This is a genomic window from Myxococcus xanthus, assembly GCF_013116825.1.
GTDB classification, from domain to species: Bacteria; Myxococcota; Myxococcia; order Myxococcales; family Myxococcaceae; genus Myxococcus; species Myxococcus xanthus_B.
Genome location: NZ_JABFNS010000039.1, coordinates 35721 through 61625 on the forward strand (window position 1 = coordinate 35721; position 25905 = coordinate 61625).

General features: G+C 71.0%; 17 protein-coding genes. 8 read left to right on the top strand and 9 right to left on the bottom strand.

Features of this window, described 5'->3' with window-relative positions; translation table 11 throughout:
- Nucleotides 1–17 precede the first annotated feature (17 nt).
- On the bottom strand, nt 18–6281 hold the full coding sequence (locus HNV26_RS13780; protein WP_171440182.1) for a type I polyketide synthase: 6264 nt from the start codon (nt 6279–6281) through the stop codon (nt 18–20).
- Nucleotides 6282–6408: 127 nt separating this feature from the next.
- Nucleotides 6409–7902: a mechanosensitive ion channel family protein gene (locus tag HNV26_RS13785; RefSeq protein ID WP_253816546.1), complete on the bottom strand. Its 1494-nt coding sequence runs from the start codon at nt 7900–7902 to the stop codon at nt 6409–6411.
- An 82-nt stretch (nt 7903–7984) separates the two neighbouring features.
- On the opposite strand from HNV26_RS13785, the gene holB reads away from it, so the two are divergent.
- From holB to HNV26_RS13800, 3 genes are read left to right on the top strand one after another with little or no spacing between them, the layout of a single operon-like run.
- A complete protein-coding gene (holB, locus tag HNV26_RS13790; RefSeq protein WP_171440183.1) occupies nt 7985–9019 on the top strand; it encodes a DNA polymerase III subunit delta' in 1035 nt (344 codons plus the stop codon).
- On the top strand, nt 9016–10350 hold the full coding sequence (holA, locus tag HNV26_RS13795; RefSeq protein WP_171440184.1) for a DNA polymerase III subunit delta: 1335 nt from the start codon (nt 9016–9018) through the stop codon (nt 10348–10350). The genes holB and holA overlap by 4 nt, the downstream gene beginning before the upstream one ends.
- Nucleotides 10351–10362: 12 nt before the next feature.
- Nucleotides 10363–10821: a hypothetical protein gene (locus tag HNV26_RS13800; protein ID WP_140854096.1), complete on the top strand. Its 459-nt coding sequence runs from the start codon at nt 10363–10365 to the stop codon at nt 10819–10821.
- A 24-nt stretch (nt 10822–10845) separates the two neighbouring features.
- On the opposite strand, the gene HNV26_RS13805 is transcribed toward HNV26_RS13800, so the two are convergent.
- Nucleotides 10846–11646, bottom strand: a complete 801-nt coding sequence (locus HNV26_RS13805; protein WP_171440185.1) for an NRDE family protein — start codon at nt 11644–11646, stop codon at nt 10846–10848.
- Between the two features lie 115 nt (nt 11647–11761).
- Between HNV26_RS13805 and metG the strand changes: the two genes are divergently transcribed.
- Genes metG through HNV26_RS13820 form a run of 3 tightly spaced genes read left to right on the top strand, consistent with a single transcriptional unit; the run spans nt 11762 to nt 15625 of the window.
- Nucleotides 11762–13873: a methionine--tRNA ligase gene (metG, locus tag HNV26_RS13810; protein WP_171440186.1), complete on the top strand. Its 2112-nt coding sequence runs from the start codon at nt 11762–11764 to the stop codon at nt 13871–13873.
- Nucleotide 13874: 1 nt separating this feature from the next.
- Nucleotides 13875–14852 carry a HEAT repeat domain-containing protein gene (locus HNV26_RS13815; RefSeq protein ID WP_171440187.1) on the top strand — a complete coding sequence of 326 codons (978 nt, stop codon included), beginning with the start codon at nt 13875–13877 and terminating at the stop codon, nt 14850–14852.
- Entirely contained in the window at nt 14849–15625 is a 777-nt protein-coding gene (locus tag HNV26_RS13820) for a TatD family hydrolase (protein WP_171440188.1), read from the top strand. The genes HNV26_RS13815 and HNV26_RS13820 overlap by 4 nt, the downstream gene beginning before the upstream one ends.
- Here HNV26_RS13820 and HNV26_RS13825 read toward each other — a convergent pair.
- From HNV26_RS13825 to HNV26_RS13845, 5 genes are all read right to left on the bottom strand, one after another.
- Nucleotides 15612–17594: an HD domain-containing phosphohydrolase gene (locus tag HNV26_RS13825; RefSeq protein ID WP_171440189.1), complete on the bottom strand. Its 1983-nt coding sequence runs from the start codon at nt 17592–17594 to the stop codon at nt 15612–15614. The genes HNV26_RS13820 and HNV26_RS13825 overlap by 14 nt on opposite strands.
- Before the next feature lie 8 nt (nt 17595–17602).
- Nucleotides 17603–19054 carry an OB-fold nucleic acid binding domain-containing protein gene (locus HNV26_RS13830; RefSeq protein ID WP_171440190.1) on the bottom strand — a complete coding sequence of 484 codons (1452 nt, stop codon included), beginning with the start codon at nt 19052–19054 and terminating at the stop codon, nt 17603–17605.
- Between the two features lie 47 nt (nt 19055–19101).
- On the bottom strand, nt 19102–20241 hold the full coding sequence (locus tag HNV26_RS13835) for a class I SAM-dependent rRNA methyltransferase (protein WP_171440191.1): 1140 nt from the start codon (nt 20239–20241) through the stop codon (nt 19102–19104).
- A 158-nt stretch (nt 20242–20399) separates the two neighbouring features.
- Nucleotides 20400–20768 carry a hypothetical protein gene (locus tag HNV26_RS13840; RefSeq protein ID WP_171440192.1) on the bottom strand — a complete coding sequence of 123 codons (369 nt, stop codon included), beginning with the start codon at nt 20766–20768 and terminating at the stop codon, nt 20400–20402.
- A 22-nt stretch (nt 20769–20790) separates the two neighbouring features.
- Entirely contained in the window at nt 20791–22386 is a 1596-nt protein-coding gene (locus tag HNV26_RS13845) for an NAD(P)/FAD-dependent oxidoreductase (protein ID WP_171440193.1), read from the bottom strand.
- Between the two features lie 302 nt (nt 22387–22688).
- Here HNV26_RS13845 and HNV26_RS13850 point away from each other — a divergent pair, with 302 nt between their 5' ends.
- A complete protein-coding gene (locus tag HNV26_RS13850) occupies nt 22689–22892 on the top strand; it encodes a hypothetical protein (RefSeq protein WP_244171607.1) in 204 nt (67 codons plus the stop codon).
- A 130-nt stretch (nt 22893–23022) separates the two neighbouring features.
- Here HNV26_RS13850 and mprA read toward each other — a convergent pair whose 3' ends face one another.
- The gene (gene mprA / locus HNV26_RS13855; RefSeq protein ID WP_171440194.1) at nt 23023–23676 is read right to left on the bottom strand and encodes an MprA protease, GlyGly-CTERM protein-sorting domain-containing form; all 654 of its coding nucleotides are present in this window, start codon (nt 23674–23676) and stop codon (nt 23023–23025) included.
- Nucleotides 23677–23754: 78 nt separating this feature from the next.
- Between mprA and HNV26_RS13860 the strand changes: the two genes are divergently transcribed.
- The coding region (locus HNV26_RS13860) for a golvesin C-terminal-like domain-containing protein (RefSeq protein ID WP_171452806.1) at nt 23755–25905 on the top strand (2151 nt) is incomplete at its 3' end.

The following is a 25905-nucleotide window of genomic DNA, read 5'->3' on the forward strand; positions in this document are numbered from 1 at the left end:
CCGGAAGCGCGCCCCCCTCACTTCGTGCCCACCCGGCGCGCTTCGTCACGCGTGCCGCGCTGTGCATCGTCCAGCGCTTCGCGGAGCAGCCGCCCCAGGACATGGACGTTGGGCTCGCGCACCAGGCTGTCGTGGTCGCCCGGCACCTCGCGGATGTTCAGCGCCGGCACCAGCGGCTCCCAGCCCAGGCTGGTGCCCATGTGCGCGTAGATGGCGTGAATCTCCTGCGCGCGGAACAGCGTCACGGGACCGGCGTAGGGGCTCGGGACGTAGCGGCTGGCCAGGGCCTGGAAGCGCTCGGTGAGCTGGAGGTTGCGCAGCTCGATGGGCAACGCTTCTCCCCGCTGCTCGTACCAGCGCAGCTTGAGCTGGCTCAACAGCCGGGTGCCGTCGCGCTCCACCTTGGTGCGCAGCTTCCGGCTGACGTAGCTGGCCGCGCCCTCCCGGCGCAGCTCCCGCAGGCGCTCGTGCAGGGACTGGCGCCGCTCCTGGGTGGACGGGTGGAAGGTGTCCAGGAACGCGACCAGCGCCACCGGCTCGCCCAGCGCGTGCAGCCGCTGCGCTATTTCGTAGGCGACCACGCCGCCGCCGGAGTAGCCGCCGAGCAGGTAGGGCCCGTGGGGCTGCACCTGGCGGATGCTCTCCAGGTAGATGGACGCCATCTCCTCGATGCTGTCGGCCGGAGGCAGCTTGCCGTCCACGCCTCGCGCCTGGAGCCCGTAGAAGGGCTGCTCCTTGCCGAGCGTCTGCGCCAGCTCGCGGAAGTTGAGGACGTTGCCGCCCGCGCCGTGAACGCAGAAGAAGGGCAGGGCATTGCCGCCCTTCTGGATGGTGACCAGCGGAGACCAGCTCTTCGGCGCCGCCTTGACGCCGGGGGCCTGCGCGGCCGGCGCCGCTTCACCCGGACCCACGTCCGGCGTGAAGGGAATCCCGGCGGCCTCGCGCACCAGCGCGGCGCACTGCTCCAGCGTGGGGGCCTCGAACAGCGTGGCCAGCGTCAGGTCCGCGCCCAGCGTCTTCTTGATGCGCGCGAACAGGCGCACCGCGATGAGCGAGTGTCCGCCCAGCTCGAAGAAGTTGTCCTTGAGCCCCACCTTCGGCGCGCCGAGCAACTGCTGCCACAGCTCCGCCAGCTTGCGCTCCACGTCGTCGCGCGGTGCGTCCGCGGCCGCCACACCGGACGGCGCGCCTGCCTGGGCCGTGGCCGTCGCCGCCGCGGGCTTCGCCTCCTGCTTCGGACGCATGCGGGCCGCGAGGGTGTGCAGGTCCATGGAGCTGACGAAGAGCGCGGGCGTGTCCTGGAGGGCCAGCGCGCGCAGGAAGGCGTCCTGACCTTCCGCGGGCTTGATGCCCAAAGGCAGCCAGCTCTCCAGCAGTGAGCCCTTCTTCTGCGGCGAGCGGCTGAAACGCCGCGCCTCGACGGACGCGACGAGGTAGCCCTCGATGGCGCAGAAGACACTCCCGTCCGTGTCGGTGAGCGTGACGTCGAGCAGCGCGCCGCGGCCTTCCTCCTGGCGCACGCGGACGTGGCTCAGCGCCACCTGGGGCCAGGGACCCCAGACCTGGAGCTGCCGGTAGGAGACGGGCACGTGCAGCTTCCCCGGCTGTCCCGCGTCGGGGAGCAGGGAGAAGGCAAAGCCGGAGGCGATGTCCAGCAGCCCGGGCGGAATCCCGTACGTCGACAGGTCCTCGCGGTAGGCGGCGGGCAGCTCCAGACGGCCCAGTGCCTCGGACGTGCCGAAGCCCGCGTCGCGCAGCACCTTCCAGCGAGGACCGAACGCGATGAGCGCGTCCTGCGGCAGGGACTGCTCACCCTCGCCGAAGGTCAGCGGCCGCTCACCGCAGCGAACCTTCACCGCGGACACGTTCAGCGCCGCGGGGCGCTGGCCCGTGGCCTGGTGGAGCCGCGCGGTGGCGTGCTCCGTCCATGCGTTTCCGGCCGCGCGGCTGCGCACGCGGAAGGTGAAGCCGCCGCCCTCCGGCGTCAGCCCGATCTCCACCTCCCGTACCTCTCCGTCCGGGACGTCCAGCGGTGACACCAGCGAGAGCTGCGACAGCTCCAGCGGCTCGCCAGGACGCGCCAGCGCCCAGGCGGCGCGGGCCAGCTCGACATAGGCCGTGCCGGGGAGGACGGGGCCTCCGCCGCGCATCCGGTGCTCATCCAGCACCCAGTGGGCCTTCGCGTCGTAGATGGCGCGGAAGACGTGGTGCCCTTCAGGGGCCTCCACGCGCCGCTGGAGCAGCGGGTGGTTGACGGACTCACCGGGCGGCAACTGCGGCGCGAGCTGCGCCGCGGCCATGCCGACCTCCTGCCAGACGCCCCAGCCCAACGCGAGCGCGCGCTTCGCGATGCCCGTGGCCTCCAGCCGTGTCGCCTGCGCCAGCAGGTACGCGTTGGCGGCGACGTAGTCCACCTGCCCCGGGGGCCCGAGCCACGCGCTCGTCGACGCGAAGCTGACGAAGAAGTCCAGGGCCGCGCCTTGCAGCGCCTCTTCCAGCGCGAGCGCGCCCAGTGCCTTGGGCGCGAGCACCCGCAGGGCGGAGTCGCGCGTCTTCGCCTCCAGCGGCCCGTCCTCGAGCGTGCCCGCCGCGTGCACCACGCCATGCAAGGCGCCGAAGCGCTCCCGAACCTGGGCGATGGCCGCGCGCAGCTGGCCGGCGTCGGTGGTGTCCGCCTTGAGCAGCAGCACCTGCGCGCCAAGTCCTTCCAACGTGCGCTGAAGCTCCGCGTGCGACGCACTGGCCGCCGACCGCGACACCAGCGCGAGCCGGGCCTTCACCTTGCGCGCGAAGAGCTCGGCGAGCGTGCGGCCGATGCCGCCCAGGCCGCCCGTGATGAGGTAGACGCCCTGCTCACGCAGCGGCGACGGGCCCTCGTCCAGCGCCGCCCGCTCCACCACCTGCACCAGCCGGCGCCCGCCGCGCAGCGCCACCGGCGCCTCGACGTCCGGGCGCAGCAGCTCGTCCGCGAGCTCCCGCGCCTGACCCATCACGTTGACCACCAGCTGCAGGTCCACCACGCGGGCCTTGAGCTCGGGAAGCTCCTTGGGGCCCACGAGCAGCGGACCGAAGCTGAGCGCCTGCTCGGGGCTCGTGGCGTGTCCTTCGGCGGGCAGGGCCTCCTGGGTCACCCGGATGTAGCGCAGGCCCGGAGGCAGCGACTCGGAGGTCAGGGACTGCATCAGCGCCAGCGGCGTGAGGAAGTACCGCGACACCGCGCGTTCCCACCCCAGCGGGGCCATGTCCCGGCCGGTGATGTCCACGATGCGAGGTGGCACGCGCCCCTCGGCACCCAGCGCGTCCCAGAGCGCTTCCCAGTCCTCGCGCGCGTCGAACCGCAGGGTGAAGTGCCCCTCGTCCGCGCGGCCAAAGGCATCGCCCGGCAGCACGCGCATCACCTGGGCGCCGCGCGCCGACAGCTCGCGAGCCAGCTCGCTGAGCAGCAGGTGCTGTTCGCCCACGAGGAGCCAGCGCTCGTTCTCCGTTGGGGCCTCCGGCGCCGCGCCGGCCTGCTCGCGGAAGCGCGGCACATAGCCCCAGCGCGACACGTTCTCTTCACGCACCAGCGGGCGTTCACCCTCGCGCCGCGCCATGAAGGTGCCGCTGCCCGGCTCCACCCAGTGGCGCTCGCGCTCGAAGGCATACGTGGGCAGCGCCACGCGGCGCCGCTTCTGGCCATCGAAGAGCGCGGCGGCGTTCAGGTCCACGCCCGCGGCCCAGAGGCGGCCGAGCGCGAGCTGGAAGAACGCCAGGTCCGCCACGGTGTCGTTGGGGTGCCGCAGTGACGGCACCAACTGCTCGGCCTGCGGCTTCTCCACCTGGGCGCGCAGCAGCTGCGTGAGCGTCTGGCCGGGGCCGACCTCCAGGTAGACGCGCGCCTTGTCCGCCAGGAGCACGCCCGCGCCCTCGGCGAAGCGCACCGGCTGACGCAGGTGCCGCACCCAGTAGTCGGGCGACGTGGCCTCCTCCGGCGTCACCCAGGTTCCGGTGACGTTGGAGATCCACGGGCCGGTGGGCTTGGAGAAGCGCACAGTGCCCAGGAACTCGCGGAAGGGCGCGAGGATGGGCTCCAGCATGCGCGAGTGCGCGGCCACGCGGATGTGCAGCCGCCGCGCCTCCACCTCGCGAGCCTTGAGCTGGGCCTCCAGCGCCTCGATGGCGGCCACTTCACCGGAGACGAGGCACAGCCCCGGCGCGTTGTGCGCGCCCAGGTCCAGGCCCTCGCCCAGCAGCGGCTTCAGCTCCGCCTCCGGCATCTCCACGCTGAGCATCGCGCCGGCGGGGAGCTGGTCGAAGAGGCGGCCACGGCAGGCGACGATGCCCAGCGCGTCCTTCACCGAGAACACGCCGTTGAGCTGCGCGCAGGCGTACTCGCCCATGCTGTGGCCCATGCAGGACTGCGGCGTCAGGCCCCGCGCCTTCCACAGCGCGGCGAGCGACAGCTCCACGGACAGCAGCGCCGGCAGCGCGTACGTGGCCTGCTCCAACTGGGCGCGGGCCTCCTTCTCTGCGCCGGCCTCCGGGAAGAGCAGGGGCCGCAGCTTCAGCGACTGGTGCTGTTCGAGCAGCGACAGGCACTCGTCCAGCGCGCGGCGGAACACGGGCTCTTGTTCATAGAGACCCTTCGCCATGCCCGGGTACTGCGCGCCGCCGCCGGGGAAGAGGAAGACGACGGAGCGGCCCTCCGCCTCCGTCTGTGCCTGGGCCGTCCGTGCGGCCTCTGGCTGCGACAGCAGGCGCACGGCCTCCTCGCGGGACGATGCCACCACGGCGCGGCGATGCGCGAAGCGGCGGCGGCCCTCGAGCAGGGTGTACGAGGTGTCACCCAGGTTCGGCGCGTCGGCTTCACCCAGCCGCGTGGCCAGCCGCTGCGCGGCGCGCTCCAGGGCGGCGGGGGTGCGCGCGGACAGCCACAGCGTCTCGAAGGGGCGCGCGGCGGACGTCTGCGGCTGCGCGGGCGCCTCCTCCAGGATGACGTGCGCGTTGGTGCCACCCACGCCCAGCGAGTTCACCGACGCCCGGCGCGGCCGGCCCTTGGCGGCGGGCCAGTCGCGCAGCGCGGCGTTCACGCTGAAGGGCGAGCGCGCGAAGTCAATCTGTGGGTTGGGCTTCTCGAAGTGCAGCGTGGGCGCCATCTGCTTGTGGCGCAGCATCTGGACGACCTTGACGAAGCTCGCCACGCCCGCGGCCGTGTCCAGGTGGCCGATGTTCGTCTTCACCGAGCCGATGCGGCAGAACCCGCTCTTCTGGGTCTGCGTGCGGAAGGCCTGGGTGAGGGCGGTGATTTCAATCGGGTCGCCCACTGGCGTGCCGGTGCCGTGGCACTCGATGTAGTCAATGGAGTCGGCGCTGATGCCGGAGACGTTGAGCGCCTCCACGACGGCGTCCGCCTGCCCGTCCACGGACGGCGCCAGGTAGCCCACCTTGCGCGCGCCGTCGTTGTTCACCGCGCTGCCCTTCACCACCGCGTAGATGGTGTCGCCATCCGCCAGCGCGTCCTCCAGGCGGCGCAGCACGATGACGCCCGCGCCGCTGCCGAAGAGCGTGCCCTGGGAGCGGTGGTCGAACGCGCGACAGTGCCCGTCCGGGGAGAGGATTTCTCCCTCCTGGTACAGGTAGCCGCGGTAGTGCGGCAGCTCCAGCGTGACGCCGCCCGCCAGCGCCAGGTCGCACTCGCGCGCCAGCAAGCTCTGGCAGGCGGAGTGGATGGCGACGAGCGACGTGGAGCACGCCGTCTGTACGTTGAGGCTGGGGCCGCGCAGGTCCAGGCAATACGAGACACGGGTGGTGAGGAAGTCCTTGTCGTTGCCCGTGTGCCGCACGAGGAACAGCCCCACCTGTTCCATCAGCTGCGGGTTGGTGAAGAGGTTGTAGGGCATGTACGCGTTCATGCCCGAGCCGCCGAACACGCCGACGGGCCCCTTGAACCGCTCCGGCGGATGGCCGCTGTGCTCCAGCGCTTCCCAGCACACTTCCAGGAAGTGGCGGTGCTGCGGGTCCATGAGGGACGCCTCGCGCGCGCTGAAGCCGAAGAAGCCCGCGTCGAAGTCCTCCAGGCCCTCGTACACCATGCCCGACTTCACGTAGTTCGGGTCCTGGAGCAGCGCCGGGTCCACGCCCGCGCTCAAGAGCTGCGCGTCGCTGAAGTGCGTGACGGACTCGACGCCGTCGCGCACGCGGCGCCAGAACGTGTCCACATCGCGCGCACCAGGCAGTCGCGCGGCCATCCCTACCACCGCGATGTCTGGCGAGTCCGCAAGCCCTTCAACGTCTTCCGTCATGACAGTAGCCCTGGAAAGTACCGCCTCCAGCAGTTCAAATCAGCACAGTTTGAGGAGGGTCGAACCCGCCCCAGCTTTGGAACCGGCGTATCAAGGTCTGTCACGTCATCCCCCCGCTGCGCCCAGGCTACTCGTGTGTGGCATTGAGCCCGAATATCTGGCGCAGCCGTCCGAGTATACGGCCGACCTCGGCGGGTATGGCGTCGTTGCTCGTTCCGCTCGCTTCGGCCACCGCGCGCAGCTGGGTCCGCCGCTGGGCAAGCATGGAGGAGAGCTGCCGGGCCAGACCCGGATACTCCGTGAAGAGGCGGGCGAAGGTCGGACGGTCTACTTCGAGGAGCAGTGAGTCCTCCACCGCCACCACGGTGGCTGAACGGCGCTCTCCCGTCAGCAGGCACATCTCTCCGAAGTAGCTGCCCCGACCCAGGCGGGTGACTTCCGACTGCGCCTTCCCCGTGCGCACGCTCACCTCTCCGGAGGCGAGCACGTAGAAGGTCCGGCCCTCGTCGCCCTCCTGGATGATGCGCTCGCCGGCGCCGAAGCGGCGCACCAGCGACTCCTGGCGCAGCCGGTCCAACTCCTCCGTGTCCAGGGACTGGAAGAGGTCCACGGCGCCCAGGAGGCTGCGGATGGTGTCCTCCGACAGCTCCGTGCGCGCCGTCTCCTGCCGCACGTGCACCGTGCGCTGGGCGTAGGGAATCTCGATGTTCGCCCGGCGCAGCCGGTACCACAGGCGGGTGTGGAGGTCCTCCTTCACCGCGTCGGCCAGGCCGTAATCGCCAATGAAGAACCGCACCATGTAGCGGATGGCGGATTCCTCGTAGCTCAGCGTGCGTGCGATGGGCGCCGGCTCCGGGAGGATGAGGGGGGTCTCCCGCATCGTCTCCAGCAGCGCGTGCTTGACCTGGTTGGGCGCGGCGTCCCGCGACAGGCGGAACTCCACGTCGATGCCGACGGGGTTGGGGTCCTGGGTGAAGTTGAGGACCAACTCCTTGGCCACCATGCTGTTGGGCAGCGTGATGACCTCGCGGCGGAAGTTGGCCAACCGGATGGAGCGCCAGCCAATGAAGACCACGCGCCCGGTGTGCGTGCCGATGCGGATGAAGTGGCCGACCTCGAATGGGCGGTCCAGTTGGAGGGACAGGCCCGCGAAGAGGTTGCCCAGCGTCTCCTGGAGCGCCAGACCGATGACCACCGACAGCACCGCGGACGTGGCCACCAGGCCCGCCAGGTCCACGTTGAACTGGGTGCGCAGGAGCGGCAGCACCGCCAGTGGGTACAGCGTGAAGTCGATGACGTTGCGCAGGATTTTCGGTGTGCCCACCGCCGGCGCGCGCAGCCGGATCACCTTCAACGCCAGGGCCACGCTGGCGCGGATGCCACCGAAGGTGAACATCAGCATCCAGCTGATCTGGAGCGCCTTCTGCATGCCCTCCGGCGCCGTCGCGGGCAGGGCCCATGTGGCCAGCCGGAGGACGATGAACGCGATGAGGAGCCGGATGGCGCTCTTCAAATCCTGTCGCAGGTCGCCGTCATGGGAGGCGGCGCGCACCCCCATCAGCACGACGATGAGCAGCGCACCCACGGCCAGGGACAGGTTGCTCTGAAGGAAGGGCAGCAAGGCGGGGGGAATGTCTCCCGCCATCTCCATGGGGGTCAAGGCGGCCGTTGACGCGTGCCGCGTGAGCGGGGATACACGCGCCATGACGCTCGCAACGGTACTGGGACAGCCTCGCGCGGTGGACGCCCTCCTGGCGGCTCTGCGCAGCGGCGCGGTCCATCACGCGTACCTCTTCGCCGGGCCAGAAGGGGTGGGCAAGGAGCTGGCGGCCGTCGGGCTGGCCCAGGCCCTCACATGCCCCGAGCAGCCAGACGTGGGCTGCGGCGCCTGCGCGAGCTGCCAGCGGGTGGAGCGGGGCCTCCATCCGGATGTCACCTGGGTGATGCCTGACGATGAACGGGTGTCCCGGGGGCTGGCGGGCCGGTCCGACTTCACTGGGACGCCCAGCCGGGAGCTGCGCGTGGAGCAGGTGCGCCAGCTCCAGGAGCGCATCGCCCTTCGCGGCCTGGAATCGCGCCGCAAGGTGGCGCTCATCGTCTCCGCCCAGACCATGAACGTGCAGGCGCAGAACGCGTTCCTCAAGACGCTGGAGGAGCCGCCTTCGGACACCACGCTCATCCTGGTGGCCAGCGCGATTGACCGCCTGCTGCCCACCATTCGCAGCCGGTGCGGAAAGGTGCACTTCGGCCCACTGCCGGTGGCCCTGGTGGCCCAGCGCGTGGCGGAGGCGCGCAAGCTGGACGCGGAGACGGCCATGCTCGCGGCCGTCATGGCGGGCGGCAGCCTGGGCAGGGCCATGGCGCTGGACGTGGACGCGCTGTCGCGGCGCAAGGACACCATCACCGCCTTCGAGGCCCTGCGCGGCGAGGACGCCGTCGGCCTGCTGCGCTTCGCGGAGGCCCATGGCGGCTCGCGCGAGGAGTCGGAGAGCACCTTGGAGCTGCTTGCGCTGTGGACGCGCGACGTGGCGCTGGTGAAGTCAGGCCTGGAGTCGGGGCTGGCCAACCGCGACATGGTGGAGCTGGCCCGGCAGGTGGCGGCCCGCACGTCCGACATCCTCCTGCACCGCCGGCATTCGCTGCTGGATGCGTCGCGGGCGGCCATTGCCCGGAACGGTGCGCCCCGGCTCCAATTGGAGCGGATGCTCATCGACCTGTTCACGGAGACGTCGCGATGAGCGCCAGTGACCTGGATGACGTGCTGGCCAGCGTGAAGGGGGGCAAGGTCGCCCCGGTGTACCTGTTGGTGGGCGAGGAGTTCCTGGTCCGCAAGGGCGCTGACGAGTTGGTGAAGCTGCTCGTCCCCGACGCGGCCATGGGCCTCAACCTGGCCGTGTTGGACGCGGGCAGCCCGCGCGAGGTGGCGCAGGAGTTGGCCACGCTGCCGCTGTTCCCCGGCCGCAAGGTGGTGCTGGTCCGCGACCCGGAGTTCCTGGCGCCCAAGAAGGGGCGAGGGGACGCGCTGGGCAAGGCACGCGAGGCGTGGAAGGCGGGCAAGCGGAAGGAAGGCGCGCGGCGGCTGTTGGCGCTGGCGGCCCGCGCGGGCTGGGGCGTGGAGCAACTGGACCCGGGCACTCCCGGGGCGCCGTCCGTGGAGCAGTGGAAGGACGAGCTCAACGTGGAGCTGGCCGACGCGGACGTGGCCTTCCTCAAGGAGGCCGCCGCCTTCTGCCGCGAGGAGCGCATCTCCGCGCCGGAGGGCGATGCCTCGGCGCTGCTGGACCTCATCCAGAAGGGCGTGCCGGCGGGCCATGCGCTGGTGCTGGCCGCGTCCGACGTGGACGCCAAGAACCCGCTGGTGAAGCTGGCCCACGACAAGGGCCATGTCGTCGAGCGGAAGGTGGCGGCGCGTCACAAGGACCTGGACCTGACCGACATCGCCAAGGAGTTCCTGGCGCCCTTCAAGAAGAAGCTGGGGCCTGGCGCGCTGGACGAACTCAAGGAGCGCATCGGTGGGAACATCCGTCTGCTTCAGTCGGAGCTGGAGAAGCTGGCCACGTATTCGGAAGGTCCCGCCATTGAGCGGGCGGACGTGGCCGCGCTGGTCCACCACGCGCGCGAGGAGGAATTCTTCGAGCTGTCCGAGGCGCTCCAGAAGCGCGACTTCGGCGGAGCGCTGTCCTACGCGGACGACGCCATGGGGCAGGGGACCCACGCGTTGCAGTTGCTGGGCGCGGTGGCCTCCATCGTCCGGAGCCTGCTGGAGAGCCATGAGTGGCTGTGGCGCTACGCAGGGGGCAATCCGCCTCGCACCGCGAAGGACGTGGAGGCGCGCGTCTTCCCTCGGCTGGAAGCGGAGCTGAAGGGCAGCAAGCGGAAGATGCCCAACGCGTGGGCGCTCACGTTCAGCATGAAGGCCGCGGCGGGCTATGAGCGGCGGGAGCTGCTGGGCGCGCTGGTGGCCTGCGCCGAGGCGGACCTGGCGCTGAAGTCGTCAGCGAACGGCCGGCTGGTCATCGAGCGGCTGCTGGCCACGGTGTGTGTGCGCCAGCAAGGCGCGGGTTATTAAAAGGAGGCGCATATGGCGGACAAGCGTCGTTTCGACCTCTTCGCGGACTTCCTGGTGGAGCGCTTCAACGCGCCACGCGTCTTCGACGTGGCGGGCGGGCAGGGGAAGCTCAACGAGGCGCTGACGAAGCGGGGCCGTGCCGTCACCACCTTCGACCTGCGGCACAAGCACCTGCCCGTCACCTACGCCCAGCGCATCTTCACGCTGGAAGAGCCGTGCGAGGCGGAGCTGGTGGTGGGCATGCACCCGGATGGCGCCACCCGCATCATCATCCAGTACGCGGCGGCGCACCGGCTGCCCTTCGCAGTGGTGCCGTGCTGCTCGGACAACGGCATGCCCTACAACCCGTGGATGCGGCACCTGGCCGAGCTGGCTCGCGAGTCGGGCTTCACCACCGTGGAGGAGGTGAAGCTCTCCATGGACGGGCGGGCCCGGGTCATCGTGGGCGAGCACGGCGCCGCTGCGTCTTGACGGCGTCGGAGTCCCCGCGGCTTGTCACTCGGTGGGCCCGGCCAGCAGGCCCGTGACGTCCTTCCACGGCCCCTGGCAGGGCGGGGCGTCCGAGGCGAGGTAGTGCCCGACGCGCCCCGGCGCCAGCGCCACCACGGCGGATGATCGCGTGCCGTAGAGCGGCGTGTGGATGCAGAGCGCCTGGAGCCGTTGCAGGAAGTCGCGGGGCAGGTCCTCACCGGCGCCAGGGGGTGGAATCAGCTCCTCGGCGGGGAGGGTCGGGTCCGACAGCACCGCCTTCAAGCCCGCCTCCAGCTCCGGCCAGGGCTTCTTCGCCACCTCGGTGGTCAGCAGCCGGGCCCGCTCCACCTTGGGCAATTCCGGGGCGTTCAGGACGTCATTGGGCAGGACATGCACCCCCGGGGGGACATCCTCCCGCCGCAGCTGCCGGTCCGTCCTCCGGGCGTAGGCCACGCGCAGGCGCCGGGCGTCTCCATAGAGGAGGTTGAAGGGCATGAACGCATCCCCTGGCAGGGTATCCAGGTACCGGTCCACGGCCTCCACGCTGCCGGCCTGGAGGGCCTTGAGCACCACCTCGCCCCGCGAGCGAGGGGCCGGGCCCTGGCCTCGCTCGCCCCGCTGGTTCGTCAGGCCGACGAACAATCCGCCGTGGGTTACACCCATCCACGTCCCACCGCGCTCCTCATCCCGGCCGCCCACGGCGAGCGGGGACTCCAGAAGCACCTGGGGACCGGTGGCGGGGCGGGCGTAGAACTCGTCCCGGTTGGCCGCGAGCACCAGCGGCCATTCGGGGTGGACGTGGCGCAGGATGATGATGGTGCACATGCGTATCCGGTCGATAACATCTCCGGCTCCGTGGCGCATTCGTGCCCGCGGTCCTCACGCCGTCGATGACCTCGGCCATCCGAGCGGCTAAGGTCCGCCGCCCTCAGGAGAATCCATGGCTGAGAGAACCCTCGTCACCAGCGCGCTGCCCTACGCGAACGGCCCGCTCCACATCGGCCACGCCGTCGAGTACGTGCAGACCGACATCTACGTTCGTTTCCTCCGCTCGTGCGGCAGGGACGTCGTCTACTTCTGTGCCGATGACACCCACGGCACGCCCATCGAGCTGAACGCGGCGAAGCAGGGCCTCAAGCCCGAGGAGTTCATCGCCCGCTTCCACGAGGAGCACCAGCGGGACTTCCACGACCTCGATGTCCGCTTCGACTACTTCCACTCCACCAACTCGCCGGAGAACCGCCAGTACGCGGAGCTCATCTACGGGCGGCTGAAGGAGAAGGGCGACATCGAGCGCCGGAACATCGAGCAGACCTACTGCGATAACGACCGCCGCTTCCTGCCGGACCGCTTCATCAAGGGGACCTGCCCCAACTGCAAGGCTTCCGACCAGTACGGCGATGCCTGTGAGAAGTGCGGCAAGGCCTACGACCCCACGGACCTCATCGACGCGCGCTGTGCCCTGTGTGGCACGCCGCCGGTCCGCAAGCACTCCGAACACCTGTTCTTCAAGCTGTCGCGGCACGCGGACTTCCTCCAGGACGTGCTGCGCAAGCCGGGCTTCCTCCACCCGGGCCTGGCGACCCAGCTCCAGGGCTTCTTCGAGAAGGGCCTGTCGGACTGGGACATCAGCCGTGACGGGCCGTACTTCGGCTTCGCCATTCCGGGGGAGACGGACAAGTACTTCTACGTCTGGCTGGATGCGCCCATCGGGTACATCGCCACCACGGAGAAGTGGGCGAAGGAGACGGGCAAGGCGAAGAGCGCGCTGGACTACTGGAGCGCGGACGCCGACACCCGCATCATCCACTTCATCGGCAAGGACATCGTCTACTTCCACGCGCTGTTCTGGCCGGCCGTGCTCAACGTCGCGGGCTTCCACATCCCCAGCGAAATCAAGGTCCACGGGCACCTCACGGTGAACGGCGAGAAGATGTCGAAGAGCCGCGGCACCATGGTGCCGGTGCGCGACTACCTGGACCAGTTGGACCCCAGCTACTTGCGCTACTTCTACGCGGCCAACCTGGGCCCGGGCGTGGAGGACCTGGACCTCAACCTCAAGGACTTCCGCCAGCGCGTGAATGGCGAGCTGGTCAACAACGTGGGCAACCTGGCCAACCGCGCCCTGTCGCTGCTGGCCGGTCCGCTGGAGAAGCGTCTCGCGCCCGGCCGTGCCGAGGGCCCGGGCCGCGAGTTGGTGGAGGCCGCGCTCGCCCGCGTGCCGGAGGTTCGCGAGGCGTTCGACAAGCTGGAGTACCGGTCCGCCATCCGCGTCATCACCGAGATTGCCTCGGCCGCCAACGCCTTCCTCCAGACGGCCGCGCCTTGGGCCCAGGTGAAGAAGGACGCGGAGGTCGCTCGCGCGGACCTGTCCGACGCCGCGGACGTGGCCTACCTCCTGGGCGCGCTGCTTGCCCCGGTGACGCCGCGCGTGTCGGAGAAGCTCTTCGCCCAGCTCGGCGCCGAGCCGCTGACGTTCCAGTCCCTGGAGGGCGCGAAGTACCCGCTGTTGGATCGCAGCCGTCCCATCGGCACGCCCGAGCCGCTGCTGCCGCGGCTGGAGGAGGAGCGCGTCAACGTCATCATCAAGCTGCCGGAAGGCGCCGCTGCGCCGCAGGCCGCGGAGGCCAGGCCGGCCAAGGGTGCCAAGGCGGAGAAGAAGCCCGCCGAGGCTCTCGCCGCGACGCAGGCGGCGGCCCCGAGCGCTGGCGCGGCCGAGTCGTCGGGTGAAATCGAGTACGACGACTTCGCCAAGGTGGTGCTGAAGGCCGGCAAGGTGCTGGCCGCGGAGAAGGTCCAGAAGGCGGACAAGCTGCTCAAGCTCACGGTGGACGTGGGCGAGGGGAGCCCGCGCACCATCGTCTCCGGCATCGCGGAGGCCTTCGCTCCCGAGGCGCTCACCGGGCGCAACGTGGTGGTGGTGGCCAACCTCAAGCCGCGCAAGCTCAAGGGCATCGAGTCGCGCGGAATGCTCCTGACGGCGGGGCCGGGCGGCAAGGAGCTGTCGCTGCTCGACCCGGGCGATGTGGCCCCCGGCAGCGAGGTGAAGTGAGGTGACGGACTGGCGTGCCGACCGGGACCGGGCCCTCCTGACGCTGGAGCGCGAGAAGCGCCCGGCGTTCAGGACGGAAGCCGCGCTCCAGCTCTATCACCTCGCGTCGGAGGTCCCCGAGCACGCCGCCGAGTTCCTCGAGGCGCTCCCCCGGCTGCTGGCGGACAAGCAGGTGGAGGTGCGCCGCGCGGGGGTGAGCCTGGCCTCCGTGGTGGTGCCTCCGGCGGAGCTGCCGGACCTGCTCATCGCCCGGCTTCGGGACGAGGAGTGGCAGATTCGCCTGGAGGCCACCGGCCGGTTGGCGGACCTGGCCCGGCCGGAGCTGCGTGGGGCGCTGGCCTCCATGCTGGAGGACGGCACCTTCGAGGTCCGCTTCGAGGCGGCACGCGGCATCGCCAGCCTCCATCACGCCGCGGGGCTGGAGGTGTTGCTGGAGGCGCTGGACGCGGACCTGCTGCGCTTCCGGGCCCTGGGGGCGCTGGCGGAGTTGGGGGACGCGCGCGCGCTGCCCCAGGTGAAGAAGCTGTTCGGCCGGTGGCTCCTGCCCGCCTTCGACAAGACGCAGGCCGCCGGGGTGCTGGCGAAGCTGGGCGATTCGGACGGCTCGACGTACCTCATCCAGCGGATGGCGAAGAAGCGGTGGAGCCCGGACCGGGCTCTGGCCGTGGAGCTCTGCGGCGAGGTGAAGGTGCCAGGCGCGCTGGAGCGCTTGAAGGAAGTCCTGGACGACGTGAAGGACCCCTGCCGGGGCGCGGCCGCGAGAGGCCTGGGCCGGCTGGGCGATGCGCGGGCGCTGCCCTGGCTGGTCGGGCTGCTCCAGGACGCGCAGGCCTCCGAGGACAGCCGATTGGACGCCGCTGACGGGCTGTGGCGCCTGGGCGGGGCGGAGGCGCGTGAGGCCGTTCGCAACGCGGTGAGTACCTTTCCCTCTCCAGAGGCCCGCGCCGAGCTGGAAGAGCTGTTGCAGGAGGAGCCATGAGATTCGTCGACGCCCACTGCCACCTCGAGGTGAAGGACTACCCGGACGTCGTGGCCGTGCTCGACGCGGCTCGCGCGGCGGGGCTGGTCCACGCCGTCGTGGTGGGGCAGTTCCATGGCCCGGGCAACTGGGGCAACGCGCTGGAGCTGGCGGCGGCGCACCCGGAGTTCCTGTCGCCCACGTTGGGCATCCACCCGCACGAGGCCGCTCGGGCCACCGAGGAGGACCTGGCCACGCTGGAGCGCACCTGCGCGCGTCCCGAGGTCCGGGCGGTGGGGGAGGCGGGCCTGGACTACTACTACGAGCACTCACCGCGTGAGGCGCAGGCGGAGGTCTTCCGGCGGCAGTGCGCGCTGGCGCTCCGGCTGGGCAAGCCGCTGGTGGTGCACGTGCGCGACGCGCATGACGACTGTGACGCCATCCTCGGCGAGACGGGCGTAGCGAAGGGCGTCATCCACTGCTTCACCGGCGACACGGACGCGGCCCGGCGCTACCTGGACCGGGGCTTCCTGCTGTCGCTGTCGGGTGTCATCACCTACAAGAAGACGGAGGCGCTCCAGGACGCGGTGCGCTTCGCGCCGTTGGACAGGCTGATGGTGGAGACGGACAGCCCGTACCTGGCGCCGGTGCCGCACCGGGGGCGGAAGAACCAGCCCTCGCACGTGGTGGAGACGGCGAAGAAGGTCGCCGAGCTCAAGGGCGTGACGCTGGAGGAGGTGGCCGCGGTCACCACCGCCAACGCCGCCGCCCTCTTCAACCTCAACCTGCGTTGAGGCCGCCGGCCAGGGCCGCGAGGTCCTGGTCCATCTGCGGGACGTCCAGCAGCAACGCGTCCGGGTCGTACTGGAAGTCCGCTTGCTTCAGCTTCAGCAGCGCCTGGAGCGCGGGCTCGCCTGAGTGACCCCCGAAGGACGCGAAGACGACGCGCCCCCGCTCCAGGTGCAGGTAACCCTCCAGCGTGTGCTGGCGCAGGTTGAGCCGGCCGCTCTTGTGGCCACCCCCCAGCGTGCGCAGCAGCTCGCGGGGGGGGAGCTCGTCGAAGCTGCCGCGCACCACGCGCCCCGGGCCGTTGTGCTGGACCCGGTCGTCGTAGAGGGCCTGCACCGTCTTCGCGATGGCGGGCTTGTCCGCGGGCGACAGCACGTCCGTGGCGCCCGCCATGAGCAGGCGCTCCCGCGTGGCATTGTCGGGCTCGCCCACCACCGCGATGGGCAGCCCCGCCGTCTCCGGCGCCGAGCGGGCCTGCGCCAGCAAGTCCATCACGTCCTGCAGTCCCAGCCGCAGGCTCACCACCAGCACATCGCAGTCCTGCCGCGCCAGTCCGTCCTGCGCGCCCTCGACGGTGGACAGCGCGTGCGCCACCAGGCCCTGCTTCAGCACCGCCTCCAGCAGCTCGCCGCGCGCCGTCTCGTCCGGCTCCACCACGAGCACCTGGCGGCCTTCGCTCTCCAGCCGGTGGCGCAGCAGCTCGCCGCTCTGGAGCTGGATGACGATGTCCGCAACCACCGGGTCATAGAGCACGCCCGCGTACTTGCGCAGGTGCTCCAGCGCCTGCTCCTTGGGCAGCACGCGGCCCAGGGCATTGCCCGGGTTTTTCGTCAGCTCCAGGAAGCTGTCCACCGCGGCGAGGATGCGCGCGCCCAGGGTGATGTCCTCGCCCTTGGCGCCCTGGGGCGTGCCGGAGCCGTCCCAGGCTTCGTACATCTGCGCGAGGATGGTGTTCGTCTGCGCGGGCAGGTGCACCGTCTCGAACATGCGGGTGGGGATGCGGCAGGCCAGCTTCGCCTGCGCCTTCCACTCCGGGTTGACGGCGTTGCTCGCCAGCGAGAAGTGCCGCTCCGCCGGCTTGCCCAGGTCGTGCAGGTAGGCGGCGATGGTCAGCGCGGCCAGCTCCTTGTGGGGCATGCCCATGCGCTGGCCCACGATGCCGGCCTGCCGCGCCAACTGCGCGGAGTGTCCGCGGTGGCGCTGCCGGTCCTGCTCCAGCAGGCCGACCATGATGCCCAGCGTCTCCACGTAGTCGCTGTCGCTCACCAGCCCGCGCGGCCCACCGGGCTCGCGCCGCTGGGTGGACGGGCGGACCGCGGGGGTGCCGGTGCTGCTGCCGCGTTGCAGCCGCATCCGCGCGTCCGTCTCCACGCGGAAGTTGAGGCTGAGTCCGCCACGGTTGCCCGTGCCCGTCCCGGTGACGCTGCCCGCGTAGGTGCGTCCGTGCTCCGGGGCGCCCGCGCGGGACGGCGCGGCCGGGGCCTGTCCCTGGGCGTTGGCGCCTTCCAGCAGCGCGGCGAAGGCGGTGGGATCGCCGTAGTAGTGCTTGCGGATGGCGGCGGAGATGGCGCTGCGCAGGCCCACGTACGCGTAGACCTCCGACATGCCCGTGACGAGGGCAATCTCGTCCATCAGCGACTTGTTCTGCGGCTCGGCGGCGACCACCGAGAGCAGCTTGCGCTCCGGGTCCACCGCCAGCGGCAGCACGTTCTGCGCCTCGGCCAGGCGCACCGGAAGCCGGTCCAGCACCTCGGTGGCGATGCGCGCCTTCGCCAGCTTGTCCGCGCTGACGAAGCGCGTCTGGAACTCCGCCGCCAGGAAGCGCAGCAGCGCCGCTTCCTGGAGCAGTCCCAGCTCAACCAGGCAATCACCGACCTTGTGGCCGGTGATTTTCTGGTGCTCCAGGGCCTGTTCCACGGCCCCGGCGTTGACGAGTCCCGCCTCGATGAGGCGCTCTCCCAACCTCTTCACCATGTGCTGCCTCAGCTCTCCGAGGAACCCTCACCGCCCTTGTTGCCGGAGTCGGACGGTAACGACGTCAGCGCGCTGAACGGCTTGAAGGTCAGCTCCTTGGGCAGCGAGCTCGCGTCACGCGGCGGACGCTCCTCGCGGGGCGGACGGGGCGGGCGCTCCTCACGCGCGCGCTCCTCGCGGGGCGGACGCTCTTCGCGGGGCGGACGCTCCTTGCGGGGCGGGCGCTGGGCCTGCTCCTGCTGCGGGGCGCCCTCGGCCGGGGTGCCCGGCTGCTGCTGCTTCTCCGCCCGGGCCTTGCGCTTCTCCTCGCGGCCCTTGCGGCGGCCACCGCCCTCCACCGGGGCGCGGCCCCGCGAGGTGGGCGAGGGGCCCTTCCACAGCTGGCGCTCGTAGGGGCGCACCACGTCCGTCCACTTGTCGTGAGAATCGCGCTGCATGGCCTCCAGCCACGAGGCGATGCGCGCGTCCAGCGACTCCAGCGAGTGGATGATCTGCGCTTCCAGCGTCACCGGCGACTTCGGGCTGCCCTGCTGCGCGTCGCCGTGCTGGGAGATGACCAGGTGCGTGAGGTGCTGCTCCAGGAGCGGCGGGAAGCCGGGGATGGCCAGCGCCTTCTCGCGCAGCTTCTGCGCCGTCAGGACGAGGTTGCCCACCAGCCGGCCCTCGTCGGAGGACTCGGTGGCGTCCGCCGCCTTCATCACCTGCTGCAGCAGCGCGCCGGCCAGCAGCAGGTCGCGGTCCGCCATGGGGTACTGGTCCGCTACGCGGAGCGCCAGCCGCATCACCGACAGGATGTGCTCCGCCAGTCCGCCACGCCACGCGTGGTGCGTACCCCGGACGCCCTGGGCCACCGGCAGGCCGGACGCGATCTTCGGGTCGTCCAGGAAGGCCAGCAGCAGCTGCTTCACGAAGGTGTCGCCGATGCGCTCGGTGACCATCTCCCGGATGAGGCCGGCGGCGCGCGCGCCACCCGGGCCCTCGTTGCCGCGGGCCTCGCCCTTGTCGGCCTTCTCGGGCTTCTCTGCCTTGGCTTCCGGGGCGGCCTTGGCCTCCGGTGCGGGCTTCGCCTCGACGGCGGGCGGGGCCGGGGGCGGCTCGAACTCCTTGGGGTCCAGGGGCTCGGGGTCCAGGCGCTCCAGGGTCTCGACGACGACCTGGGTACGGCCGTGGAATTGGATGACGTTGCCCTGGACGAGCACGAAGTCACCCGGCTGGAAGACGGGCTCGAGCGCGTCGACCTTGTCGAAGATGCGCGCGTCCACCTCGCCACTCTTGTCGACGAGCGTGGCGGCGACGAACACCTTGCCACTGCGGGCGGTCACCTTCTCCTTCTTGGTGACGCGGAAGACGGTATGGACGCGGTCCTTCTCCCGCAGGTCGGCCGCATACACCTTGCGGACGGTCTCCACGGAACCTTCCTGGGCGGGGGGCGCGGACTCGGGCACGTTTTCGTTGGTCATTGCGGCGGCGGACACTAGCACTCCATCGGCCGCGCGGGTGGATGGCTTCAGCTGACTTCCAACGCCATCGCGTGGAGGTGCTCGGCCCCATGGGACCCGGCCAGGGTCGGGTGGTCCGGCGGCAGGCCCGGGCGGGCCAGCCGGGTGGCGATCCGCGCCTCGCCCTCGCAGGCGGTGGCCACCAGGTCGTCAAAGCCGTCCTGGGGGAGGGGTGGATGGTACCCGGTGACCATCAACCAGCCACCGTGGCGCGTCCTGCGAAGCGCGTGACGCAGCAACTCCACGAATTCCTCGTCGGTCGCCACGGCCGGTGTGTCCAGGAGAACCAGATCGAAGGTGTCTCGCACCGCCCGGAGGGCCTGCAGGGGCCTGCCCGTCTCCACCATCACCCGGCCCAACAGGCCGTTGGCCTCCGCGTTCTCACGTGCCAGGTCCGCGGCGTCCGCGTCGGCGTCGAAGGCGAGGATGTGCCGGGCCCCGTGCACCCCCGCGTGGACGAAGAGCCCTCCCACGTTGCAGCTGGCGTCCAGCACGCGCGAGCCCTGGGCCATGCGCGCCACGAAGCGGCGGACCTCGCGCTGGTCATACGCGTAGCCCGTGCCCTGGCCGTACGTGAGGTCCACGGTGAAGCGGGCCCCCATCTCCAGCAGCCGGCACCAGCGGGGTGGGGTGCCGTACAGGACATGGGGGCGCTGCGTGGGCAGGCCCAGCGCTTTGCGGCGAGGGGTGTCGTTGCGCAGCAGCACCGCGCCCGCGCCCGCCACCTCCACCAGCGCGCGCGTCAGCTCCTCGAGACGCGCGTCCATGGCACGGGTGAGCGTCTGCACCACGAAGTGCGTGTCGTAGCGGTCCACGATGAGGCCGGGCAGGCCGTCCCCGTCATCGTTGACGACGCGGCAGAAGCGCGGGTCGTCCACCAGCCGTGCCCGCCGCTCGAAGGCGCGGCGGAGATGGCGCGGGATGAGTCCCTCCACCACCTCGTCCGGCTGACCGAGCCGCCGCACCGCGTAGGACGCCTCTAAATCCACGTCACCCAGGCCCAGCACCGAGCCGTCCTCGTCCCGAAGCTGTACGGGCTCTCCGGGTTGCGGCGTGCCTTCCATGGAGATGATGTCTTCCCGGCGCACCCATGGCGCGCCATGGCGCAGTCGGCGGGCGGCGTCGCGGGACAGATAGGTGCTGAGCACGGTGGGTTCTCCTCTCGCGGCGACCCGAGGGCACCGGCGCCCGGGGCGTACTGCCAGGGAAGAACATGGGGTGCTGGCCTGCGGATGGCTGCCCGTCCCGGAGCGCCACGTCGGGGGGCGGCCGGGCGGGCGGGCCCGTGCGCCGTCGCCCTGTCGCGTCAGCCCCCGCTGGGCGTGCGCTTGAAGGCCTTCGTGGTGACCTGGAAGAGCAGGGTGCTGGCCGCCAACGCCAGGACGATGCCGATGCCCCGCAGCCGCAATTCGTCGCGGAACACCAGGGACAGGGCCACCGCGCTCAGCAGCACCACGGCCGCCACGCGAAGCACCTGTCCCCGCTGCAATGCCCCCGAGCGCGCGGGTTTCGCCCGGGCAAGAACGGGGATGCTCGCCGCCTTGCGCCAGGTGGTGGCGGTCTCCTCTCGGACTTCGTCCTCTGCGTCCACCAGCCCCTGGACGTAGGCCCGCTCCACATCCAGCAGGCTGGGGTAGACCAGCTCGCCCTCCGGCGTCCGCACGATGTATCCCATGAGCCCTCCTCCCGGCCGTCCGTCAGGACAGTTCGGTGGCAATCTGCTCAGCGACGCGCAATCCATCAACGGCGGACGACACGATGCCGCCCGCGTAGCCGCAGCCCTCGCCCGCCGGGTAGAGGCCCTTCATGGACACCGACTGCAGGTCCTCGCCGCGGGTGATGCGCACCGGTGAGGACGTGCGGCTCTCGATGCCGATGAGCTTGCCCTCCTCGCTGATGAAGCCGCGCATCTTCCGCTCGAAGGTGCGCAGGGCCTGCTTCAGTGACTCGGTGAGCCGCTCCGGGAAGAGTTGGTTGAGGTCCGTGTGCGCCAGGCCGGGACGGTAGCTGGTGCCGCCCGGGTCCTTCTTCACGCGCCCGGCCAGGTAGTCCGGAATCGTCTGGGCCGGCGCGTAGAAGCGGCCTCCGCCCAGCTCATACGCCTTGCTCTCCCAGTGGCGCTGGAACTCCAGGCCCGCCAGCGGCCCGCGGAAGCCCTCGCGCTCGAAGTCCGCCACGGACACGGACACGACGATGCCCGAGTTGGCGTAGCGCGCGTTGCGCCGCGAGTTGCTCATGCCGTTGGTGCACTGGAGCCCGTCCTGCGTGGGCGTGGGGACCACGATGCCGCCGGGGCACATGCAGAACGAGAAGACGCCGCGCACCTCGCCGTCCACCTCCAGGTTCTCCGCCAGCTTGTAGTCCGCCGGGGGCAGGCGCGGATTCTTGGCCGCGTTGCCGTACTGGATGCTGTTGATGAGCGCCTGCGGGTGCTCGGCGCGGAAGCCCAGGGCGAAGGGCTTGGCCTCCACAATCACCCGGCCGTCGGCGGCGAAGCGCTCGTAGAGCTCGCGCGCGGAGTTGCCGGGGGCCAGGATGACGCGGTTGCTCTCCAGCGTGCGTCCGTCGGACAGCTTCACGCCCGCGATGTGGCCGTCCTTGTAGAGCAGGTCGTCCACGCGCGTGCTGAAGTGGACCTCGCAGCCACCGGCGATGAGCTCCTCGCGCAGCTTCGCCACCGCGCCGGGCAGCAGGTCCGAGCCGATGTGCGGCTTGCCCTCGATGAGGATGTGGTCCGGCGCGCCGTAGCGGGCGAACGCCTCAATGACCTTGCGCACCATGGGGTGGTTGATGCGCGTGGACAGCTTGCCGTCCGTGTACGCGCCCGCCCCGCCCTCGCCGAAGTTCATGTTGCTTTCGGGGTCCAGCGTCCCGTCGCGCATGAGCTTCGCCACGTCCTTGCGGCGCGACACCACCTCGCGGCCCCGCTCCAGCAGGATGCTGCGAACGCCGCGCTCCAGCAGGCCCAGCGCGGCGAAGAGCCCCGCGGGGCCCGTGCCGATGATGATGGGCCACTGCTCCGGCGCCTTCACCGGGCCCGGCGCTTCGGGAGGAGGGGGCGTCTCACCTACGTCCGGTGGCAGCTTCGCCGGCTTCTTGCCCCGGGCCAGCTCCACCTCCAGCGTGTAGATGTAGCGCGGGCTGCCCTTCTTCCGCGCGTCCAGCACGGAGCGCACCACCCGCACGGACGCGAGGTCGGAGCGGGTGACGCCCAACTTCTCCGCGGCGCGCTGACCGAGCAGCTCCTCTGGCTCGTCGAGCCACAGCCCGATGTTGTTCACCCGATACGCCATCGCATCCGCTCCTGGTGGGGCGCGTATCTCGCCGCCCTGTTGAAAGATTGCAAGCCCTTGAAATCCGGGTGCGAACCCGCTGATGCACCCCCTCACGCCAATCCCCCGTACCGCCGAGGACTGCGCAAGCGCGTTCGCACTGCCCTCCAGGGCCGTTCGGGGCCCTGGTCTACTTCAACCCTTGGGAAATGTTGAGGAATCCGTGAGGAAGAGAACGGCTGGCACGGGGGTTGAAACAGGGCTGTCTCGTGATTAGGCGGCGTCGCTCCTTCCCGGCCGCGTTCTTTATGGAGGCACTGACCTTGAGCACCGATCAAAAGGGCACCCGGATCCTGGCGCGCACGTTCTTCAACCAGCTGCGCGCGAGCGGCTACACCCCGCAGCAGGTGATTGGCATCGCCACGGAGCTGCTCGAACTGGTGACGACGGACATCAAGGAAGGCGAGAAGGCGACAGCTGTCCAGGCGGCGCAGGAGCAGGCCCCGGAGCGTCGCCCGCACGCCTGAGGTTTTCAGCGGATTCTCCCCGCGGGCGCGCGGGCTCCGGACGGGATTCCGGGGCGCCCGCCCGCGAGAGGCACCGAGGTGGTGAAAGGACCGGCCCTGGCCGGTCTTTTCGTTTTGACTGATTGAGAAGTCAGGCGCGGGGCGCCCTCTGCTCCCGCCTCCGCTGGTACGCAGCCGCGCCGGCGACAAAGAGCAGACCCGCGGTGAGGGCGCTGAAGACGCTGCTGGCCGTCTGCGTGGCCTGGAGCGCCATCAGCACGCCGCCCGCGGTGAAGGCGGCCACATCCACCCACGCGGGACGGCGCTGCGGCAGCACCAGCACCAGGATGCAGGCCGTCAGCGGCAGGCCCAGCGCCACCTGGCGGACGATGGCGTCGGTGCTCGTGCGCACCGTGTCCCAGTTGTGCACCAGGATGGCGGCGAAGATGACCACCGTGCCTAGCGCGAGCACCAGCACGCCCGCGGCGGCCGCGTCCTTGGCCAGCCGGGCCTTCTCGTCGAACTGTTGGACGGCCAGGTCCACCAGGTGCTCCAGCGCGCTGTTGAGGATTTCGGCGAAGAAGATGAGCAGGACGCAGAAGATGAGCGTCACCTTCTCCGCGAGCCCCAACGCGATGCCGCTGCCCACCAGCCCCACCAGCACGGCGGCGATGAGGTGGATGCGCATGTTGCGCTGGTAGATGACGGTGTGGATGAGCCCCGCCCACGCGTGACCGAAGGAGGCGAGCAGCCCCGAACCGTGACGGGGGGGGAAGGACGTGGGTGGCCGGGGAGGTGCGTTCATCGATGGCGAAAGCGCGGGGGAGGCTAACACCCGCGGGACGGATTGCCCCTTCGTCGTGAAGGGGTATGGTCCGACCCTGTGAATGCCCCTTCCTACCCTCTTCGTGTCCGTCTGGGTGGCGCACTTCTCGCGCTGTTGTTGACTTCCCCCCTGGCCCGCGCCGACTCCCACGCCGCGCACGACCCTGCACTGGATGAAGGGGCGTGTGGCCTGGAGCCGCCGGGGGTGGAGTACGTGCCGATGCCCGGGCCCCGTCCGCATGAGACGCGCCGCCTGTCCGCCGCGGAGCCGCCGGTCGTCCGACGCGAGCTCCGGACGGGGGCTTCCGGGACGAAGTCGGGCGTGCCGCAGACGCGGCAGCGCACGGGCGCGCTCTCCGGCAAGGTGGTGTACCTGAGCCCGGGCCACGGCTTCACGCGCAGCGCGCCGCTGAACCGCTGGGCCACGCAGCGGCCGAACACCTGGGCCGTGGTGGAGGACCTCATCTCCGCCGAGGTCCTCAACCAGTACCTGCTGCCCATGCTGACGGGCGCTGGCGCCACCGTGGTGCCCCTGCGGGAGCCGGACCTCAACGGGCACATGGCCATCGTCGACGACGGGCAGGCCGGCTATTCGGAGGACGGCGACGTCTTCGAGTCCTCCGCTCAGCCCGGCTGGGGCACACCGCCGACACCCATGGGCAACGCGGTGGAGCCCTTCTCGCTGGGCACGACGCGGGTGATGGCCTCCGCGCGCAGCGCCACCGCGAGCGCGACGTGGACGCCGGAGATTCCCGCGGAGGGCAGCTATCACGTCTACGTCTCCTACGCGGCCGACCCCACGCGCGCGCCGGACGCGCACTACGTGGTGAAGCACGCGGGCGGTGAGAGCCACTTCCGCGTCAACCAGCGCCGTCACGGCGGGACGTGGGTGCTGCTGGGGCGCTTCTATTTCAAGGCGGGGCAGCACCCGGATTCCGGCGCGGTGGTGGCGCTGAACGACACCGCGGAGGGCGGCACGCTGTCGCTGGACGCGGTGCGCTTCGGCGGTGGCAGCGGCGTCATTGGTGACGCGGCGATGGCGCCCCTGGCGCGGCCCCGCTACGAGGAGTCCGCGCGCTACCACGTGCAGTTCAGCGGCGCGCCCTTCACGGTGTACGCGCCCACGGGGGCCAACGCGCTGACCAACGAGCGCAACGCGGACGTCACCGCCCGTCCGCGCTTCGCCGCGTGGCTGCACGAGGAGGGCGAGGACGCGGTGTACGTGGCGTGGCACACCAACGCGTCCACCACGGGCAACGTGTCGGGGACGGAGGCCTACGTGTACGGGCCCAACCCGGTGGACGGCACGCTCAACTTCACCGGCTTTCCGGGCAGTGACGTGCTGGCGCGGGCGCTGCTGGACGAACTGGCGCGGGACATGCGCCGCGAGGTGGACTCGAGCTGGCGGGTGCGCAACCTGCGCTCGGCGAACCTGGGCGAGGTGAACCCCTCGCACAACAACGAGATGCCGTCCGTGCTGCTGGAGGTCGCCTACCACGACAACGTGACGGATTCGAACCGGCTGAAGGAGCCCGCGTTCCGCCGGGTGGCCGCGCGCGCCATCCTCCAGGGGCTCATCAAGTACTACGCGGCCCGGGAGAGCGTACCTGTCGTCCTGCCGCCCGAGGCGCCGGAGGCGGTGGCCGCGCTCAACGGCAGCGGCGGCACGGTGGAGCTCCGCTGGGCGGCGCCGCCGGCCAACCCGGACGAGGAGGGCCGCGACGCACCCACGGGTTACCGCGTCTACCAGAGCGCGGACGGGCTGGGCTGGGACGACGGCACGGATGAAGCGGGCACGTCCTTCCGCACCACGCTGGCGCCGGGCACCGTGCGCTACTTCCGCGTGGCCGCGCACAACGCGGGAGGCGAGGGCTTCCCGTCCGTCACCGTGGGCGCTCGGACGCCGGGCGGCGCGGAGTCCCCGGTGCTGGTGGTCAACGGCTTCGAGCGGCTGGACGCATCCCAGGCGTGCGCCGAGCCGCTGGACGCCTATGACCTCCAGGCGCCTGTCCGCCTGTTGGTGGAGACGATGAACGACGGCACCTACGTGCGCCGCCACGGCGCCGCGCTGGCGCACGCGGGCACCGCCTTCGACAGCGCGACGCGCGCGGCGGTGGCGGCGAACCTGGTGACGGTGGGCGCGCCGTACCGGCTGGTGGACTGGTTCACTGGCCGGGGTGGGGCGGGAGGCTGTCTCTTATACAAACCT